Below are 18152 nucleotides of genomic sequence, written 5' to 3' on the forward strand. Positions count from 1 at the left end.
ATGCTCCGATATATATGGATTTATTTGTGAACGATCTGGTTTGCTTTTTTAACCAGGATTAATAATAGAAAATAGGAAATTCCCGCAGGGATAGGTACCATACAGGTCCAACCAAGAACGGCATATCCTGCGGAATGAGAAAGACCGTCCCATACTTGAGAACTATCTCCTTCTACAAGTTTATACGCCCAAGTCAGATCAAGTTCCTTATCCAACAAATAGGCACCTAATTTTAAAAAAGGAATAATTAGAAAAACTTGAAATGGATACATTGCATAATTTGCGATCTGTATGGAGACAGGGTTCAGCCTTAAGACAAAACCTAAGAAAGCACATAATGCCATTGTAGTCCCGATCAAGGGGAAAATCCCGATTGCTCCACCAATCGCTAAGGATAATGCAATCTTTTCAGGACTGGTCCCGGTTTTTAATTCTTCTAAGATCCTTTCTTTAGTTTTAGCTAAAAAGGAAGGTTTTGATTCTTGGTTTTCTAATTTTGTCACTGGGAGTCCAATCCGAGATTATTCGGCCTGGTATACACTACCTGCACCACGCTGATATTTCTCATATGGAAGGCTGCAGCGCAATACGAAAAATAATATCTCCACTTGCGTAAAAAGGATTCATCATAACCCATACTTCTGATGGCTGAAAGATTTTCTTCGAACCCCTTATGCCAAGACATGAGAGTTTGATCGTAATATTGGCCTATATCTTCCAGCTCGTGTAAAAACATATCACCTGTCTTATTAATCGCCTCATTGATCCTTGCAATAGAAGGCAAAAGTGATCCAGGAAAAATATGTTTTTGGATAAAATCCACCCCCTTTCTAAAAGACTCATATCTAGAATCCGGGCAAGTAATGATCTGGTGAGCCATAAGCCCGTCCTTTTTCAAAACTCTATGACACATTTCAAAGAAGTCCTCGAAGTATTCGTGGCCGACTGCTTCTAACATTTCCACAGTCACTATTTTATCATAAGTGCCCTGCACTTTTCTGTAATCTTCCAGTCGGACCTCTATCTTATCCTCTAAGCCCATATCGGAAATTTTCGCTTTTGCAAATTTATATTGTTCTTCCGAGATCGTGTAAGAAGTCACCTTGCATCCGTAGTTTTTAGCCGCATAGGTAGAAAATGCACCCCAGCCTGTTCCTATCTCCAAAAGATGATCAGAAGCCTTGAGTTTCAATTTTTTACAAAGATTTTCTATCTTTGCAATCTGCGCATCTTCCAAAGATTTTGACTTATCAGTAAAGTAGGCACAAGAATAAGTCATCGTAGGATCTAAGAATTTTTTATAAAAATCATTTCCTAGATCGTAATGTTCGGAAATATTCTTTTTACTTCCTCGTACTGAATTATTTCTGAACAAATGTAGAAGTCGATTTCCTAAATTCATTAGCGTAAGATGAATGAAATTTTTGCTAGAGCCGCTAACAGAAGGAGTACTTTCTATATTTAGCAAGAACCAACAGATGATCGCACGAATATCGTCCGTGTCCCAGTCGCCGTCCATATACGATTCTGCAAGCCCAAGATCGCCGTACAATACAAGCTTTTTGAAAAACTTTCTGTCTTTCACTTGTAAAATCGCGTGATGAAATTCCGCAGGATCGGAAGAATTCGGATTTCCTAAATATCTTTGCCCTCCGTCCGGAAAAAGGATCCGTAAAGATCCCCTTTGCATTCCTGATAATGCAGAGAAGAAGATCCTTTCATAAAAACCTAAAGTTCCGATCTCGGAACCTGCACTTTCCAACGGTTCTACTTTTGCAATATTATCGCCTTCCAAGATGCAATCCTCTTTGTTTGTCTAATCCTTCGTTCTTTCGAATGAAAGGAAGTTTTTTCAGGTAAAGAAGTAAGGCCTGCCAATGGATGAGTCCGATCACCCTTAATGTTACAAAAGGATATTTTACAAACATCCAGATTAGATTTAGATCAGTAAGATCCGAAACCTTTCCGGTATAAGTTGTCACCATGACCCTTTCTCCATTTTCGAAAGCGTCTATCCTTAAGTTTATCCTTCCACCTTGGGGAGGATTTAAATGAAATTCGAACTCTGAGTCCAAACTGACAAATGGAGAAACATAGAAGAACTTCCCTTCTTTCTTTTTAAATCCTTTTTGATCAAAGGATCCTTTTCCAAGGAAGTATAACTTCATTTCTCCGAATGTATTCCCAACCTCCGCAACGGCACATATTGGATTTCCGCCCTTATCCTCGGCAAAATAAAATGATACCGGGTTAAAAACGTAGCCGAATACTCTTAGGTTGGTGATTAGCGTTACCTTTTCTACCTTCTCTTTGACTCCTTCCTGTTTTAAGTACTCTAAAAAATTTTCTTTTATACCTTCTTTTCCGAAGTTTAAATGATCCTTATCTTTAAAAGAAAATACGCGAAACTTATTATTTCCAACCATCCATAAACGATCGTTTACTAAATCAAGTTCGTCTAGGTCGAGTTGGAATGTAAAAATCCCGTAATTAAACCTATTCGGTTTAGGAATTTTACGATCATGCATTACCCTGGCTTCGACTATTTTGGAATTTAGTCCCATACCTTCCTTCCGAGTAAGGTCTCTGATAATTCTTTAGCGGACCAAAAAGCATCCTCATGGAATCCATATCTAAAATAACTGCCGCAGAAATAGATAGGTCCCTTTTGATTCAGTTCGGATAATCTTCCTTGGGCTTTTAAAGAACCAACGTGAAAAAGAGGATGTTCGTATTTGATCCTTTTCAAGATCTTTTTAGGATCCACAAGCCCAGGGTCTCCTATAGATAGAAAATAATCCTTCTTCTTGGACACTCCTTGCAAACTGTTCATCCAATAAATCGTGTGAGGCCGGATCTGACCTTGGATCCGGTCCATTCTATAATTCCAAGAAGACCAAGTAGTTTTTGTATTCGGCATTACGGAATCGTCCGTATGCAAAGTAGCTATGTTCTCTTGGTATTCAAACTGAGATAATAATTCTTTCTGTAGAGATGTAGGCTTTTTTAAGATTGATAAGGAACTGTCTGCGTGGCAGGCAAGTATGACCTTATCGAATATTTCGGACCTTCTTCCTTTGAAGATAAGTTTGGCTTTTCCAGTTGGAGTAACTTCCACACCTAATACTGGTGAGCTAGTTTGAAATCTATCTTTATTAGGCGACAGCAGCCTTTTAACATATTCAATAGAGCCACCATCGACGGTATACCATTGGTGCTGGGTGTTTAGTCCCAAAAATCCGTGATTTAAGAAAAAACGAACCAAGGAATAAGCTGGGAACTCCAACATCAGATCTTCCGGAGTAGACCAAACTGCAGAACTCATTGGCACAAGATAGTATGTCAAAAGATCAGTATGATACCCTTCTTCTTTTATATATCTATGCAGAGAATAGTCTTTATACTTTGGATCTTGTAATATCTTAGGTGACTCATCATTGAAACGATTTATATTCAAGAGCAAACGTAGAAAACGAAAATTGAATATATTCTTTCTTTGAGCAAATAGGCCGTTCAATCCTGAACCACAAAATTCTAGTTTATCCGGAACATGTTGTACACTGAATGACATGCTGGTCTTTTTTGTAGGCACATTCAATTTTTCGAAAAAACGTTTTAAATTCGGATAAGTGACATGATTGAATACTATAAATCCGGTATCTATAGGGATCTTTTTGTCTTCTTCCGGTACGAATACTGTGTTTGTATGACCACCAACGTAGTCTGCTTTTTCAAAAACAGTAATATCATATTGGTCCCGTAAAAAATAAGAGCAGCCCATTCCTGCAACGCCAGAACCTACGATCGCAAGTTTTTCCTTTTTTCGGTTAGAGGTCTTTGGGGACTTCTTCTTGAGGGGAGAATTCTTTTTCAAAAACTTCCTTCTTCCTTTCTGATTTATATTGTTGGAATTCCCTCTTATAGATAGGTCTCAAGAAGGCTTTTCTATAGACTTGGCTTATACCTTTTGAGTTTGGAAAAATTTTTCCAAAGCTCGGCCATTAAAAGGGAATTGGTAGTTTTAGTAAAACAAATTAGCCGAATCCGAACGCAAGAGCCAGATATCTTAAGATCCTAAGTGAGAATACCACCAAGGCAAAGATCCAAAACTTCTGGCGGAAAAAACCGGAGAGTACAGTGATCGGGTCTCCTATAAATGGTAGAAACGAAAATCCCAGTGCCCAATATCCCCATCTGGACATTCTTTCCGCCCAGCCTGAGTAGGTTTTGGATTCGGTGATCCTTGCCTCTATTTTTTTCCCGAACCAATAGCCTAACGAGTAGTTGAATGCGCAGGCAGCACAGTTTCCGATCGAAGCCCAAAACACCGCCTCACCTGGAGAAAGTCCGGACCAGATCGCTCCCATAAGTGCCGCCTCTGAACTGAAAGGAAGCAGTGTAGCTGCCCCGAAAGAAATCAGGGCCAAACCGGGACCGGCATAGGCCTGTAGGAGTTCAGACAAAAATTTTGAAAGTTCCAACAAGCTCTCCCAATCTCAGTTTTTTTTCAGTATAAATCCAATTTCAAATGACCCTGTTAGGCCTTAGATCGGATATGTAATGTAAGACGATTTTAATACAAGAGCGCCTAACCTTGAAAAAAATAATATCCCTATTTGTAGTTTGTATCTCCTCCCTTATTCCATTTTCTTTATTTGCAGAACCTTTTACTCTAATTGGACAAGGCACTCAAATCTCACCTTTCACAGCAAAGATAGGAATCGGAGCAGGACAGGCAGAATACCAATACGGCCTTGCAGGTAGATCTGAAACTTATAGAGCGGGATTCGAATACAATCCAAGAAACTTTGGCTTCGAAATCGGAGTCAATCGCAGCAGTTATTTTATTCCTCCGGACCGCTCTACGGAAATGTCCTCTGCAATGATACTTTCCGCTCCAACTTTCGATAATTTCGGATATTACTTTGCCGGAGCGTCAATGATCGATAAGATTACATTTTCCAAAACATTCTTAGATTTAGGGCCAACATTCCATTTTCGTCCTGGGTCTAAATTCGATCCCTATATCGGCGCAGGATTTGGTATCGCAGACATAGGCGCAAAACAATCTACATTAAGAGCCTACGGTAAACTCGGTGTCCGGATGAATTTCGAGCGTAGTTTTTTATTTTTAGAATTAGAAGGAGCCTCTATCAACCGCCATTTCCTAGGAGAAAAGTATATCTACGGGGAAGGTTCCGGGATCTTCGGATTCGGCTATTATTTCGGATCTGCTTCCTCTTCGGATAACAAACAAGTAGCTCCCGTAAAACAGAAAGAAGAAGAGCCTGCCCCTAAACAGGAAGAGGTAAAAAAAGAAGAACCTAATCCTTCTAAAACAGAAGAAGTTCAACCTACAGAAGATAAACCTTAAGACAGATTTAGAATTCTTCTTATATTTTATGGGAAAACGACTTAATTTTTCGTTTTACCCTAGACAAAGACCCAAAAACAATACGAAGCAAGCAATGATCGCTTGCTTCGTATGGACATCTTTCAGTTTTCCTACCATTCTATCGGTTATATTTCAGGGACAATTTTCACCGTTTTCCTGATAGTCTCTTTATTAAAATTAAAAAGTAAAACAAGACATGCCTGGATACTAATAGCTTATCTATTGTTTGTTTTGGCTTTGAATTTCGGATTTCTGATCCGGACTTCTTTATTCCTTCCTTCTCTATCCAAACCTGCTTGTTTCCTGATCGCGCTATATACTTCATTCTCCAACTTAGGACTTTTATATTTTGTATATTCCTTTTTTGGAATAGATCGTAAAAAAGAATCTAGAATTACATTACTAGCGATATTTCTCGCGGGAATGTTCGGATTTTTATTCTATGTATTCAAGAATATCAACTCTGAAGTTTCTTATAACTTCAGTATCCAAATGTTCGAATTTCAAGAACCTGAGTCCACGGCTCCGATGGGCTCGATCCATTTTTTAACGTTTATTTGGATATTGATCGTTATCCTAAGACGAAATATACACTTAAGAAGGGAAATTTCTCTCGAGCCAAATACAAATTCAATAGTTGAGAAAAAAAGAGAATTGAGAATGTCACGTAATTTCGGACTGGCCATTCTCCTTCATGCATTATTCTCTCTTACCTATACTTTTTATGGATGGGGTTATCTTTCTTTTTCCAATTTTCAACTTATATTGACTTCCGTCACAAGTTTACAACTTTTCTTCTATACGGTCCTGTATTTAAATTATTTCCCGGAACCTTCTTCTTTTATGATCAAGATACTCGGAGTCTCTTTAGCTACTGTGCTAATCCTATTTTGTGTGGTTGCTCGGATCAGCTTTGTGCTGATCGAGAGTCATTATGATGAAACAAGAAAAACAGAAATAGAGAACCTAAGAGAAAATTTAAAATTAGGCAAAGATCATATTCTACCAAAGGATGTGTTATATCTAATCTCCAGCTTAGATCAAAACAACACTTCTCGGTCGGATTCTTCGGATAGAGACGATCTATTTCCTATTTCTAAAAGAATGTACAGAGTACTTTCTCTTCCGGAAAATAAACCTGTATATATTATTTGGTACACATTCTATTCGGAAGGAAGGATCTACGAAATAGGTTATCCTTATGAATCTTATAGTAGGATGATCCATTCCATTGTTTCAGTCATTGCTTTAATCTTAATTTCATCTTCCATCTTTTTGATTCTTCTACTTCCCTATTTGATCCACAAAGGATTAAGAGATTTGCAAACATATCGAAGTATTCTATAATTCCGAAACGGATCTCAAGCTAGCAGCTTTTTCATTTTCTCAGAGACGGAAGCTGCTGCTTTTCCTGCTGCTTCTGCAAAATCGGCGCGGGAAGAAGAGAAAATAATACTTCTGGATGAATTGATAAGCGAATTTTTTCCGCAGACTGCGATTACTTCTTCTAAAGAAGCACCTTGGGCCCCGTAACCTGGGATCAAGAAGATACGATCCGGATGAGCTTTACGGATTTCTAATAATTCTTTTGGATGAGTGGCTCCTACAACAAGTCCCACATTTTTTGCAGGGAATTTTTCACTCAAAGCAGCAACTTCTCTATATAAGGTCCTACCAGTTTCGGAGAATGTTTTTTGTTGGAGCTCCGCAGAATCCGGGTTGGAGGTCAAACAAAGCAGGAATACCATCCTGGAATCATCCTCAATAAACGGTTTGATCGTATCCGATCCCATGTAGGGAGAAAGAGTAAGTGAATCCACTCCCAATTCTTTAAAAAAGAACTTAGCGTACTGTCTTGCGGTATTATCTAAGTCTCCCCGTTTTGCATCTGCTACGATCGGGATCTCAGGATGATTTGTTTTGATATGAGAAATTAACTTTTCGAACTGCTCTATTCCTTTGGAACCGAACGCTTCGAAGAACGCAATATTCGGTTTATATGCTACTGCATACTCTGCAGTAGCATCCACGATCTCTTTGGAGAATACGTAGAGTTTGTCCGGGACTTTTTCTAAGGAAGGAGGAAGTTTAGAAACATCAGGATCGATTCCAACGCAAAGAAGGGAGTTTAGTTTCTCCCTTCTTTTTACGAATTTGGAATAGAAATCCATTATTTCCTTACGATGTACTCTTGCGCGAACGGAGGAAGAGTAAACGCAGCCTTATGAATTTCGGCAGAGTAATATTTTAATCCTTTAGGAACTCGATTCGGATCTGGTTGGACCTTATAAGGATCCGGACCTTTAGAACAATAAGTGAATCCGATGATCCCGGAAGGATATGTAGGAACTACTGTGAAATAATATCCACAATGATCGAATACCTGAGGAATGAATTGGAATAATTCCTTAATTATCTTTCCGTGATAGTAAAAACTTTCCGCCTGACTTGTGCAGATACCACCTTGTTTTAAGGAAGCAGCCATTGTCTCATAGAAAGGTCTTTTGAATAAAACTTCTGCAGGGCCAACAGGATCGGAAGAGTCAACGCAGATCACGTCAAAGTATTCTTTATAATCCTGAACGTATTTTGCTCCATCTTCGTACGCATGAACGACTCTCGGGTCTTTCATCGCATTTGCGATCTCAGGGAAATATTCGTAACATACGTCTACGACTCCCTTATCGATCTCACAAAGATGTACTTCTTTTACGGAAGGATGTTTGAGAATCTCACGAACAGTTCCACCGTCTCCACCACCAATCACGAGAACTTTCTCAGGATTCGGGTGGCTCATCATAGGAACATGAGCGATCATTTCATGATACGCAAACTCGTCCGCCTCGGTCATCATGACCACTCCGTCCAGAGTGAACATTCTGCCGAAACTTTGAGATTCGAATACGTCTATTTTTTGGAAAGGAGTCTTACGAGAATGTAAGAACTCCTTCACTCTAATCTTGAGAGCCCTTCCGTTAGGTAACTCGAGGGTCTCGTCCAGCCAAAGTTCCAATATGACCTCTTAGAAGCGGTTTGTTACTGTAAGACGCATTGCAGCGCCTTTGAAAAATTTGCGAGTAAACTCAGCCGCAACTTTAGGATCGTATCCTTTACAAGAGAAGATATCGATATAAGAAGTATTGGTATCGTTTGCGAAGTGAGCGGAAATACAAGAAGTCTCGATCAACTGCACCATGGAATATCCAGCTACACGATCGTCTTCTCCGAAGTAAACTACTTGGGTCTCACCGAAACGTTTCATCTCGATCAGATCACAAAGCTCGATCACGTATTGTTTGATAGCGTCCGCGTCGCGGATTAAGCCAGCATCACAATTTTCCAGGTCGATAGAAGTTAAAAGTCCCCAAGCTCCATCTTTGAAAGGCTCGTATACTTTCAATTCAGGATCGGATTCGATCTTGGATTGGATATAAGTAGGGAAACTTCCATTAAAACGTTTGCGAACGATCTCAGCTTCTTCGTTGCGAGCCCATGCAAGTTCTGGGTTTTTCATCGCAGGATGATAAGTGATCTCTTGGCCAGCTTCGATATCACGAAGTGCAACCAGAGTAATATCCCCCTGAAAACCACAGTTTGCATCCGCAGATTGGCGGATATAATGAACAGAGTCGATTCCATCATCATGCAAAGGAGAAACTAAGTAGAAGTCCTTATGCACTCTATGAGGAGAAGAAAGTCCGGAAAGTCCTGCGAGTTCATTCTTATGAACTGCTTTTCCTCCCCAAACTGCTACAACCTCTCCGGCAGAGATAGTTTCCTTAGTGAAAAGGAAAGCTTCGCCCTTGTCGGTAGTAGCGATTTCGATACTGTTTCTTAGATAAGAAAAACGATTAACTATTTTAAGTTGGTCTTGGATCTTTAGGCTCATACTCTGATACCTCTCCTTAAAGTTTGAAAATAAGTGTAGTCGCCCTTTCCTCCCGGAGAGGGGAACTCGTCTTTATCAATTAGGGTGTTTCCGGCTCTGCCGGAGAGAAGATACTTATTTCCCAACTGGTTTGTGAGGTAGGTCTACGCCAAGTTTCAACAAACCGCGCTTCATTTCCACTACGGAGATGCTCTTTGAGCCGAAGCGTTCCTTGAGATATTCCAAAGCTGCCTGATTGTCGATTAGGTCTCCGCAAGTGAAGACATCGATCGCACAATAACCGTATTCGGGCCAGGTATGTATGGCGAAATGGGATTCGCTCACGACAACCACACCGCTCACACCAAACGGGCTAAATCTATGAAAAACAGATTTAACTGTGGTGGCACCGGAGAGGTCGACTGCCTTCAACATGATATCTTCTACCAATTCGTGATTGTTGATGGTCTCGTAATCACACTCATAAAACTCTGCAATTACGTGCTTTCCCAATGCGTTCATCTACTGCCTGACACCTCCGAACCGATTCTGGTTAGTAACCGAGCATGCGTATGACTATGTTTTTTTGTCAACTCTCTACGTAAATTTATATTTATTTTTTCTGTGCAGCTTTTTCTAAGATCGGAAGATCCTACAAAGAGATAAGATCAGAATTTTCCGACGAATAGAGTGAAGAAATCAAATGAGAAGTAAGAACATCAAAGACATACGAATTCAAAAATGGGTCCTTTTGAGCTTTTTCGGGGTTTTTTGGGTTATTTTAGGTACGCTGATTTACATTAACAAAGAGAAGTTTGGCTTCTTAAAAACTTCTTCTTTTGTTTTTCATTCCAAACAAGAAGCGATCGCGAACGCAGAGAAGAATGAAAAAAAAGGAATCATACTTATCTTAACTCCTAAATCTTGCGGAGACTGTGGCGTAAGTACCACACTCCTCGAGGAATTAAATTCTTTAGGTTGGAGTATTCTAAGATTGGAAGAAGAAGATCCTGACTACGAAACGATCCTCTCTGACGATAGATTCTCGGAGATCCTGCCAGCAATACAAGAATCCAAGCCAGCTTGGGGAGTTTTCAATTTAGGAGAAGAACTTTTAATCGCAAAGCCCGGGTTGCCAAGTAAATCCGATCTAGAAACGATTTTGTAATATTAAGAAGAAGCCGGTAAGGCTTCTTCCTTTGTTCAATCTCCCTTTTTCAGGAATTCGGAGATGGAGTTTTTATCCTTCTCCAAAGAATGTCTATGGATCTCTTCGATGACTGTTTCAATCACTGAGCCCATTAAGAATACTCCGGAGCTTACTTTTACTTCGTAACTTCTCTCTGACTCCAAAGGGCTGATCTCCTTGTATACGGAGAATCCCTTGATAGTGACAATCGAATCGTTTCCTGGAGGAGCGATCGTAAACTCATGGGTGTTTGTAGAGATATCGAAAACTGAATCTTCTAAAAGAGAAGGATCCGAAAGAAGTGTAGCGAGCACCTTTGGCAGGGATTCGGCTAACTTTACCTTTCTTTTTTGGTAAACTTTGTTTCCCTCTTTTCTTTCCTCCAATAATTCCACGTTTTTCAACTCGGGGAATCTATCTAAATATTTGTATCTATCTTCTCTCGCTCTGAGTAGATCTTGGAGGGGAACTGGGAAAGTTTGTACTACTTTATATTGTTTCATCCGGGGATCCTGAGGATTTGTTTAGCCGTTTCCCGGGCAGTCTGTTTGTATTTCCCCACTCGGGAAACCCTTTTTTCCTTCCTGTCGAAAGGAAAAATCCGAATGACAGGCTGGCCGTAAAAGGGGCTCATGACTAGAGATCTCACGCTAATTTCAAAGAATGAAAGATAGAACTTGGATAGAACTTTCCAGAGCAGCGATCTCAGCGAACCTGAAAAATTTTCGCGCACTTCTCTCCCCTAAGACCTTACTCACTGCAGTCATCAAATCAAATGCATATGGTCATGGACTTTTAGAAACTGCTGAGCTTGCTCACAAAGCAGGAGCAGATCTTTTCGGGGTAAACTCCTTGGAAGAAGCAAAACTTCTCCGCGAAAAATATCCTGAGTTCAAAATTTTGATCATGGGAGAAATTCCCGGCCTAACGGAAAGAATTTCCGAAGTTTCGGACCCAAATTTTTGGATCATAGTATCTCGAACGGAAGAAGTAAGAATTTTAACAAATTGTAAACCTTCTCCTAAGATCCATTTGAAGGTGGATACTGGAATGGCTCGTTTGGGATTTTTCGGTGCTGATTTAGAAAGAACACTTTCCGAAATCAAATCAGAAGACTTAAGGATAGATGGAATCGCGACCCATTTTGCAAGCACTGAAGATGTGTTGGAACAAAAGTATTCCAAAGAACAAATGAAGTCTTTTTCGGAAGCCATACTTCTCGCAGAAAAACTCGGATTCAAAAATTTAGTGAAACATGCATGTGCTTCCGCTTCTACAATGTTGTTTCCGGAAGCTCATTACGATCTAGTTCGAGTGGGGATCTCTCTTTATGGTCTCTGGCCTAGCTTGCAAACTAGACTTTCTTTACATCTAAGTGGCAAAAAAGATTTTAATCTCTCTCCTGTTCTTTCTTGGAAAACAAGAATCGTTCATATCAAAACTGTTCCGGAAGATAGTTTTGTAGGTTATGGTTCTACTTACCAAACAAGCGCGCCTACCAGGATTGCTGTTGTGCCGGTCGGTTATTACGAAGGCCTGGACCGTAAACTTTCCAATAATGGAGTCATGCTCGTAAAAGGAAAAAGAGCTAAGATCCTAGGAAGGATCTGTATGAATATGACAATGTTGGATATCACACATATTCATGATGCGGAGATAGGAGACGTGGTTACTATCTTAGGCAAAGAAGGAGAAGAAGAAATTTCCGCAGATGATCATGCAAACTGGACTTATACGATTAATTACGAAGTTACCACTCGGATCAGCGAGTCGGTCCCTAAAAAAATAGCAGAATAAGAATAGAAGAGGAACTGGATGGATCCGATCACAGAAAAAGAAACTCCAAAACAAGTTCAGCCGGTATATACGACTAAAACCTATAGTTTTATGATCAAGATCGTATTCAAAGTAAGAGGGATACTATTCGATGGCTTCGAAGAACATTTTCCTGCAAGTAATCCAAATAAAATTTTAGAGGCGCCCTATCCTTCTATCTTAATGGCCAACCATGTTTGGGAAGGAGATGTTCCTGCTCTCGCAGCTGTTTACCCCCACGTACATCCTTCTATAAAATTCGCAATCCCTGCTAGAGAAGATATATTAGGAGAAGATTTTTTAGTGAAGGAGTTTAAACCGAAAGGACTTCTGAAACTTATCTTCTTACTTATAGATAAATCAGGGATTATTCCTAAGTATATGGATTATATCGGTTGTGTTCCGATTAAAAGACCATTCAGAGACAATGCGAGAGAACTTCTGAAAAAAGGACTCTTGAGAGAGATGGTAGACCAAGAATGGGGGTATCTTTCCGACAGGATCTCAGAAGGAAGAAACCTTTTCCTTTTTCCGGAAGGAGTTTTTAACCAGGACGGATATATGGCTCAGGTCAAAAAAGGAGTCTATTTCCTCAGAACTAAATTCAAAAATTTGAATTTTACATCCTTCACTTTGACCTATGATTATTTTTCTTCTAAAAAATCAGAACTTCATATAGGTTATGGAGGACAATTCCCTATTCCGGAGAATGCAGATGCGGATCAAGTTTCCGGAATAGTAAAAGAAAGATTAGGCAGTGGATATACGATCACGGCAGGAAATTTGGCTTCTTATATGGTTCTAAAATTTGAAGGAAAGGCTAAAGAAAGTAAGGAAAAATTATTTTCACTTCTTTTATCTTTAGCGGAGAAGATCAAAAGTAACCATCCCGAAATTTATATTTCCGAAAAATTCAAAACAAACGCAGTAAAACACGCATTCGATTCTTTTTTAGAGAAAGCCAAAAAAGGTGGATTCCTAAAATTAGAAGGAAACGATATAGTTTTCTTAGAGAAATTATTCCAGATTCCGAAAGATCTTCATAATTTAAAAAAGAAAAATTTGGTCTTATATCATAAAAACCAACTCACGTATCATCTTCCTAAATTGGATACGGTTTGGTCCACGATCAAAGCCTGAGGAGTAATATTTGGCATTTTGGAAAAGATTTGTTTCCCGTAAGGCTAGGGTAGAGAACTGGATCACTAAACCCGGCGTTCTGGAAAACAGCATACGTAAAAGTTTACATTTTTTATTCGGATCCAGCTTAGAGGAAATTTTCCCGGAAGATCTTTCAATCTCCCCTTCCGCGTTAGGACTGGTTCGTCTTCCGGAAGAAAAACTAAAGGTTTTAGCGGAAGAATTTCCAATAGAGAAAGCATTCCCCTACACTTCTGCGGATGAATTTCTTTCCGAAGAATCTATGAACTCTATTGTGGAGTTTATAGCAGGAACTCAAGCTGCTCCTTCTAAAAATCTGATCTTAGGGATCTTAAATCAGCCGGAAGTACAGGCAATCTTCTCCCAAGGTTTGGAGAAGGTACTAAGCGAATTTCATAAAAAAATAAATCCTTTGCATGGAGTTTTCCAAGCAGCAGGTTTAGAAAAACAGATCTCTCAATTTTTATCTTCTTTATTGCCTACTTTTACTGAAAGGATCGCTGACTTTGTTTCCATAGGTTCCGGAACACAAGAGATCCAGACAGTGATCCGAAATACTTTGAAAATCCTTCTTCAAACAGGTTTTAATGATCTGGGAAGATTAGATACTTCCAGATTCGGTGCTGGAACGGATAGGATCAGAAGAGCAATTGCAAGCGATGAAAAAGTCCGCAAAGCGATGGAAAATTTATACTCAGTAAGCAGAGATACATTGCTGAATCATTATCGAAAAGAAACCTTGAAAGAGTTTATAGGTCTTTCAGAGCCCGAGCTGGATCTATGGATCGGAAAAATCTCGGAGGATGCAGCGTCTAATATCAGAAAGGTCCACGCTAAAAGATCACTTTCTCCTTTGGTTCTGGATCTACTCTCGGATATTTTAGGATGAAGAAGGTAATCTCCACCATCCAAAACGCATTAGAATACCTGGATAAACTAGGGCCTCAAAAATCCTTCCAGTTATTCCGTAATCTAGGTTACGAGGCGTTGTTTTCCATTTCGGAAAAGGTGGATCATAAAAAACTTTTATTCTTAAGCCAAAATCTAAGCGAACAAGAAATAGTAACTCTTTTACAATCCATCCAAGAGACAACTCTTGTGGACCTGATCCAGAATACAGTCCCATCCGATCTAGTATATTATGTAAAACATCTAGGCCTAAAAGATCTGAAATTTTTAGCGGAGTCCATTTCTCCTTTAGATGTTTCCAAGATCAATTATACGATAGGTTCTAAAACGATCGTAGAGATCTTAATGAATATCGGTCCTGATTCTTCAATTGCTTATTTGAATGCAATAGGCATTGATTCTTTTCTGGAACTAACAAAAGCATTACCTGTAAAAGATTTTGTTCCTTTAACCAAGGCTTTAACTCCGGAAGAATGCGCGGAATGGATCCGTAAAAGATCCATCTCGGAAATTCCAGCCTTACTCAAAGGTTTAGGAACTAAAAATGCAGTGAATCTATTACAACAGGTAGGTTTTCAAAAGGTAATTTCTATTTTATCCGTTTTGAATCCGGAAGAGCTTGTGAATCTAATTCATACTCTTAACAAAATGAAATTACCTTCTTCTAAAAAACCTGCTGCAAAGAAGACAAAAGTTCCTCAAGACAAAAGAAGTTCTAAAAGGAAACGTAAAAGTATTTAGATCAGTTCCCATTTTGGGCGGAGATAACTTCTTCCCTACTCTTAGAAATCCCATCCAATCTTTCCTTTATAAGTTTCTCATATTCCGGATTGGCGTTTTTTGGATTTTCTCCCACTAATTTTTGGTAATTCTCCATTCCATATTTCAGGATCTCCAGCATATCATCTGATCGTTTTAGTTTTGCATTTAGATAGAACGACATTTCTTCCTTAGCCACGTCTTTCCTTTCTAAAATTTCTCTTTGAATCCTATAATAATGATCTTCATTCTCTTTCTTCTTAGCCATTTCTTCTTCAGAAAGTTTTTTAGGAATAAGAGAATTGTTCGGGAATTTTTCTGTGAGAGGTTTGAACTTCTCATAAAGTTGATCGTATAATTTAGCCCTTTCTTCCGGACTTAAACTTTCTAAATAAGATTTTGTTCTGCTTGGTTTAGAACTCGGCTCTTCTGCAACTGCAATCGGTCCTGAGACTGTCTCTTCTACATGTCCTGAAAAGTCCAAGAATGATCCTCCTTCGAATAAGGAGTTTTCCTGCCGAGTTAGGGTCTCCTCAGAGAGTCCACCTTGGTAGCTTGGATTTTCTTTTGTAGAAGTTCCCGGGAATAGAAGATAAAAAATCCCGATTAAGGAAACGATGAGCAAGGATAAGATTAAAAACGTTCTTTTTTGATTCATTCAGAATACAAAGGTAAAATCACCTTAAAAATGCTGCCACCCTTTTGGTTCGGCTCTACGATGACTTCTCCTCCCATTTTATTAATTAAGGTCCGACTAATAGAAAGCCCGAGTCCAGTACCACCCACAGTTCTGTTTCTTTGGTCCGGTATTCTAAAAAATCTTTCAAAGATCAGTTCTTTATATTTAGGATCTATACCTATCCCTGTGTCTGTAAATCGAACCTCTATTTTTTTATCTGCGATCTTTTTAAGAGAAACATCGATCCCACCTTTTTCGGTATATTTTATCGCGTTCACAAAAAAATTCGTTATGATCTGAGAGAATTCGAATCTTACTCCCTTAAGTTTTAGATTTTCGGAAAGATTGGTAGTCACAGTCAGTCCGCTTTCGGATGCGGAAGGAGAATTAATATAAAGGACTTCTTCGATCACGGTTAACGGATCGAAAATTTCGTACATTTCTTCAGAAGTTTGTGAATCCTTCTTCTCCAATTGTAAAAGGTTATCTATTAGAAAGTTCAACCTCCTCACATTTTTACGGATCACATCCGTCATTCCCTTCTGATCTTCATTTAAAGGAAGTTGTTCGTCCACAAACAGAAGGTCGAAATACCCTTGGATATTCGTCATAGGAGATCTAAGTTCATGAGATATATTGGATATAAACTCATGTTTGATCTTCTCTGATTCTAAAATTAATGCATTATCATTTACTTGGATCTGATAAAATCTTTTAGTTTCCGCACTAAAACCTGTAACACTTAAGCCCACTGAAAATTTTGTACCATCTTTTAAGATTAGGCCTGCTTCCGGAATGAAAGTCATATTTTGATCCTTTCCACCGGGAGATTTCAATTCTGTTTGTTCCAAAATATCGGGAAGAACTCTTGCGAGTCTGATATTTTTGATCTCGGAAGTTTGGTAGCCTGAAACTTCTCTGAATCTTCTGTTTGCATCCACGATCATTCTTGTGTCCGCGTTTACAATGATCATCGCATCAGTCGCAAACTCGAACATATAACGGTATCTTTCTTCAGTAGTTTGGCGTTTTAGGTCGCTTATATCCAATCTAGTTTCTAATAGATAATTATCCTCGGAAAGCCTTTTGTTCTTCTCTTCTATATCCCTGATCTCTTGATTCAAATAATCTAATATTGCGTTCACTGTGGAACGTATAAAAAGGTAAGGGCTTTTAGGAAGTTGTGTGTCCAATGAAACTTCTCTTCTTCCTAAAAAGAGAGAAAGAGCCAATTCTTTCATTTCAGAAACTAAACTTCTGAGAGGAGAGATATCTTTTACGATATTTCCGAACTTGGATTTTCCATTTGAATAATAATTATTATAAAATTTGGAATTTGTCTGTTTAATCGAAGAAGGAAATTTAGGAAAAGGGTTATCTGCGACTGAATGAGCCAAATTTTCTAAAATTTTCTTTCCTCCATCCAAACCGGGGAAAGTTTTTCCATACATTTCCATCACGAAACGTACATCTTCTAATGCAGGCATTCCGGACAAAATTTTTCCAAGCTCAGGGACAGGCCTTCTATAAAATCCATCCAGTTCTCCCGGTTTCCAAGGACAAGGACCTACCCAATCCGCTACAAAAGAATCTCCTTCATAAGCCACATGATTCGCCAGGTCTTCCATTGCCTTTTTGATCGCTCTGGAAACTCTATTTGCTTCTTCCGGAAACTTAGAAGCGAATCTTCCTGTGAATACGAGCATATTCGTAGGCAAGTAATAAGGAGGGATTTCGTTTTCCACAGTGAGGCAGTAACCCTTCTCCCCAAAAAATGGATATTCCTGGAGAGAAGCGGCCGCACCCAAACACTCCGCACGAATGAATTCATGGGCGAGTAATGTAGGTCTTGTGGTAAGATAAGGTACAGGTTTTCTACGATGATAGTTTTCGGAGCGAAAAAATTCCTCTGCTACGAATCTATCTAAGGAATACGGATGTAATATAGGTAAAAAACTGTGATAAGAATCTCGGATGGACTCGGCTTCCATATAAGAAGCGGAATAAAATCCATGCACCAAACAAGATAAAACGACTCCTCTATAAAAAGTCCAATGAGGAGAAGTTTTTTTGAGTTGTTGGTGAGCCCATGCAGTGAAAGGAATTTCTCCTGCTTCTGCCCTACCTTCTCTCAAATGAGCAAGTACTGCCTCGTAACTTTTGAGTGCTCTAACTCTGACGAGTACATCTTCTTCTTCAAAGTATCCTCGGCTGAAAGCCAGGAAGACCGGGAAAGCCGTGAGCCTTGGTGTTGTGACTATTTCTATTTCTATCACGCGGTCTATCGTTCTCAGGCACCGGGTTTTTTCAAGAAACCCTTGGATTTCCTTTCTAAAACCTGCAAAAAAGACTCAGGAGATAGATAATTTCAGCCGAG

At 39.2% G+C, this 18152-nt stretch carries 19 protein-coding genes; 7 read left to right on the forward strand and 12 right to left on the reverse strand.

Annotation, left to right across the window (positions count from 1 at the left end; genetic code table 11):
* Window positions 1-20: 20 nt before the first annotated feature.
* From CH377_RS17355 to CH377_RS17375, 5 genes are all read right to left on the reverse strand, one after another.
* On the reverse strand, window positions 21-503 hold the full coding sequence (locus CH377_RS17355; protein ID WP_100725009.1) for a DUF2062 domain-containing protein: 483 nt from the start codon (window positions 501-503) through the stop codon (window positions 21-23).
* On the reverse strand, window positions 500-1795 hold the full coding sequence (locus CH377_RS17360; protein ID WP_100725010.1) for an SAM-dependent methyltransferase: 1296 nt from the start codon (window positions 1793-1795) through the stop codon (window positions 500-502). Before CH377_RS17360 ends, CH377_RS17355 begins: the two co-directional genes overlap by 4 nt.
* Window positions 1782-2564, reverse strand: a complete 783-nt coding sequence (locus CH377_RS17365) for a DUF1365 domain-containing protein (protein WP_100725011.1) — start codon at window positions 2562-2564, stop codon at window positions 1782-1784. Before CH377_RS17365 ends, CH377_RS17360 begins: the two co-directional genes overlap by 14 nt.
* Window positions 2555-3874 carry an NAD(P)/FAD-dependent oxidoreductase gene (locus CH377_RS17370; RefSeq protein WP_100725012.1) on the reverse strand — a complete coding sequence of 440 codons (1320 nt, stop codon included), beginning with the start codon at window positions 3872-3874 and terminating at the stop codon, window positions 2555-2557. Before CH377_RS17370 ends, CH377_RS17365 begins: the two co-directional genes overlap by 10 nt.
* A 160-nt stretch (window positions 3875-4034) precedes the next feature.
* Window positions 4035-4481 (reverse strand): YqaA family protein, encoded by a 447-nt coding sequence (locus tag CH377_RS17375; RefSeq protein WP_100725013.1) that lies wholly within the window; start codon window positions 4479-4481, stop codon window positions 4035-4037.
* Window positions 4482-4594: 113 nt separating this feature from the next.
* Here CH377_RS17375 and CH377_RS17380 point away from each other — a divergent pair, with 113 nt between their 5' ends.
* Both CH377_RS17380 and CH377_RS17385 read left to right on the forward strand, forming a co-directional pair.
* Window positions 4595-5374: a hypothetical protein gene (locus tag CH377_RS17380; RefSeq protein WP_100725014.1), complete on the forward strand. Its 780-nt coding sequence runs from the start codon at window positions 4595-4597 to the stop codon at window positions 5372-5374.
* A gap of 111 nt (window positions 5375-5485) precedes the next feature.
* On the forward strand, window positions 5486-6742 hold the full coding sequence (locus tag CH377_RS17385; RefSeq protein ID WP_100725015.1) for a HAMP domain-containing protein: 1257 nt from the start codon (window positions 5486-5488) through the stop codon (window positions 6740-6742).
* A 14-nt stretch (window positions 6743-6756) separates the two neighbouring features.
* On the opposite strand, the gene pyrF is transcribed toward CH377_RS17385, so the two are convergent.
* From pyrF to speD, 4 genes are all read right to left on the reverse strand, one after another.
* A complete protein-coding gene (gene pyrF / locus CH377_RS17390) occupies window positions 6757-7566 on the reverse strand; it encodes an orotidine-5'-phosphate decarboxylase (protein WP_100725016.1) in 810 nt (269 codons plus the stop codon).
* Window positions 7566-8408, reverse strand: coding sequence for a polyamine aminopropyltransferase (gene speE, locus CH377_RS17395; protein WP_100725017.1), 843 nt, complete (start codon window positions 8406-8408; stop codon window positions 7566-7568). Before speE ends, pyrF begins: the two co-directional genes overlap by 1 nt.
* A 9-nt stretch (window positions 8409-8417) precedes the next feature.
* Window positions 8418-9284: an S-adenosylmethionine decarboxylase gene (locus tag CH377_RS17400; protein ID WP_100725018.1), complete on the reverse strand. Its 867-nt coding sequence runs from the start codon at window positions 9282-9284 to the stop codon at window positions 8418-8420.
* A gap of 114 nt (window positions 9285-9398) precedes the next feature.
* Window positions 9399-9785: an adenosylmethionine decarboxylase gene (gene speD, locus CH377_RS17405; protein WP_008596834.1), complete on the reverse strand. Its 387-nt coding sequence runs from the start codon at window positions 9783-9785 to the stop codon at window positions 9399-9401.
* Between the two features lie 181 nt (window positions 9786-9966).
* On the opposite strand from speD, the gene CH377_RS17410 reads away from it, so the two are divergent.
* Window positions 9967-10431 carry a hypothetical protein gene (locus tag CH377_RS17410; protein WP_243402021.1) on the forward strand — a complete coding sequence of 155 codons (465 nt, stop codon included), beginning with the start codon at window positions 9967-9969 and terminating at the stop codon, window positions 10429-10431.
* Between the two features lie 35 nt (window positions 10432-10466).
* On the opposite strand, the gene CH377_RS17415 is transcribed toward CH377_RS17410, so the two are convergent.
* On the reverse strand, window positions 10467-10955 hold the full coding sequence (locus CH377_RS17415; protein ID WP_100710655.1) for a DUF2505 family protein: 489 nt from the start codon (window positions 10953-10955) through the stop codon (window positions 10467-10469).
* A gap of 160 nt (window positions 10956-11115) precedes the next feature.
* On the opposite strand from CH377_RS17415, the gene alr reads away from it, so the two are divergent.
* Genes alr through CH377_RS17435 form a run of 4 tightly spaced genes read left to right on the forward strand, consistent with a single transcriptional unit; the run spans window position 11116 to window position 15078 of the window.
* Window positions 11116-12249, forward strand: coding sequence for an alanine racemase (alr, locus tag CH377_RS17420; RefSeq protein WP_100725019.1), 1134 nt, complete (start codon window positions 11116-11118; stop codon window positions 12247-12249).
* A gap of 18 nt (window positions 12250-12267) precedes the next feature.
* Entirely contained in the window at window positions 12268-13407 is a 1140-nt protein-coding gene (locus tag CH377_RS17425; RefSeq protein WP_100725020.1) for a 1-acyl-sn-glycerol-3-phosphate acyltransferase, read from the forward strand.
* 10 nt (window positions 13408-13417) lie between these two features.
* Window positions 13418-14317: a hypothetical protein gene (locus CH377_RS17430; RefSeq protein ID WP_100725021.1), complete on the forward strand. Its 900-nt coding sequence runs from the start codon at window positions 13418-13420 to the stop codon at window positions 14315-14317.
* Window positions 14314-15078, forward strand: coding sequence for a hypothetical protein (locus CH377_RS17435; protein ID WP_100725022.1), 765 nt, complete (start codon window positions 14314-14316; stop codon window positions 15076-15078). Before CH377_RS17430 ends, CH377_RS17435 begins: the two co-directional genes overlap by 4 nt.
* 1 nt (window position 15079) lies before the next feature.
* Here CH377_RS17435 and CH377_RS17440 read toward each other — a convergent pair whose 3' ends face one another.
* Window positions 15080-15754 carry an LIC_20245 family lipoprotein gene (locus tag CH377_RS17440; protein WP_100725023.1) on the reverse strand — a complete coding sequence of 225 codons (675 nt, stop codon included), beginning with the start codon at window positions 15752-15754 and terminating at the stop codon, window positions 15080-15082.
* Window positions 15751-18051 carry a sensor histidine kinase gene (locus CH377_RS17445; RefSeq protein ID WP_100725024.1) on the reverse strand — a complete coding sequence of 767 codons (2301 nt, stop codon included), beginning with the start codon at window positions 18049-18051 and terminating at the stop codon, window positions 15751-15753. The genes CH377_RS17440 and CH377_RS17445 overlap by 4 nt, the downstream gene beginning before the upstream one ends.
* Between the last annotated feature and the right edge of the window lie 101 nt (window positions 18052-18152).

Source organism: Leptospira haakeii (assembly GCF_002812045.1).
Classification (GTDB): domain Bacteria; phylum Spirochaetota; class Leptospiria; order Leptospirales; family Leptospiraceae; genus Leptospira_B; species Leptospira_B haakeii.

Excerpts from the sequence above, each read along its gene's own strand:
- CH377_RS17415 (WP_100710655.1), bottom strand. The coding sequence starts at position 10,955 with ATGAAACAATATAAAGTAGTACAAACTTTCCCAGTTCCCCTCCAAGAT.
- CH377_RS17400 (WP_100725018.1), bottom strand. The coding sequence starts at position 9,284 with ATGAGCCTAAAGATCCAAGACCAACTTAAAATAGTTAATCGTTTTTCT.
- speD (WP_008596834.1), bottom strand. The coding sequence starts at position 9,785 with ATGAACGCATTGGGAAAGCACGTAATTGCAGAGTTTTATGAGTGTGAT.
- alr (WP_100725019.1), top strand. The coding sequence starts at position 11,116 with ATGAAAGATAGAACTTGGATAGAACTTTCCAGAGCAGCGATCTCAGCG.
- CH377_RS17385 (WP_100725015.1), top strand. The coding sequence starts at position 5,486 with ATGGACATCTTTCAGTTTTCCTACCATTCTATCGGTTATATTTCAGGG.
- pyrF (WP_100725016.1), bottom strand. The coding sequence starts at position 7,566 with ATGGATTTCTATTCCAAATTCGTAAAAAGAAGGGAGAAACTAAACTCC.
- CH377_RS17410 (WP_243402021.1), top strand. The coding sequence starts at position 9,967 with ATGAGAAGTAAGAACATCAAAGACATACGAATTCAAAAATGGGTCCTT.
- CH377_RS17440 (WP_100725023.1), bottom strand. The coding sequence starts at position 15,754 with ATGAATCAAAAAAGAACGTTTTTAATCTTATCCTTGCTCATCGTTTCC.
- CH377_RS17435 (WP_100725022.1), top strand. The coding sequence starts at position 14,314 with ATGAAGAAGGTAATCTCCACCATCCAAAACGCATTAGAATACCTGGAT.
- CH377_RS17365 (WP_100725011.1), bottom strand. The coding sequence starts at position 2,564 with ATGGGACTAAATTCCAAAATAGTCGAAGCCAGGGTAATGCATGATCGT.
- CH377_RS17425 (WP_100725020.1), top strand. The coding sequence starts at position 12,268 with ATGGATCCGATCACAGAAAAAGAAACTCCAAAACAAGTTCAGCCGGTA.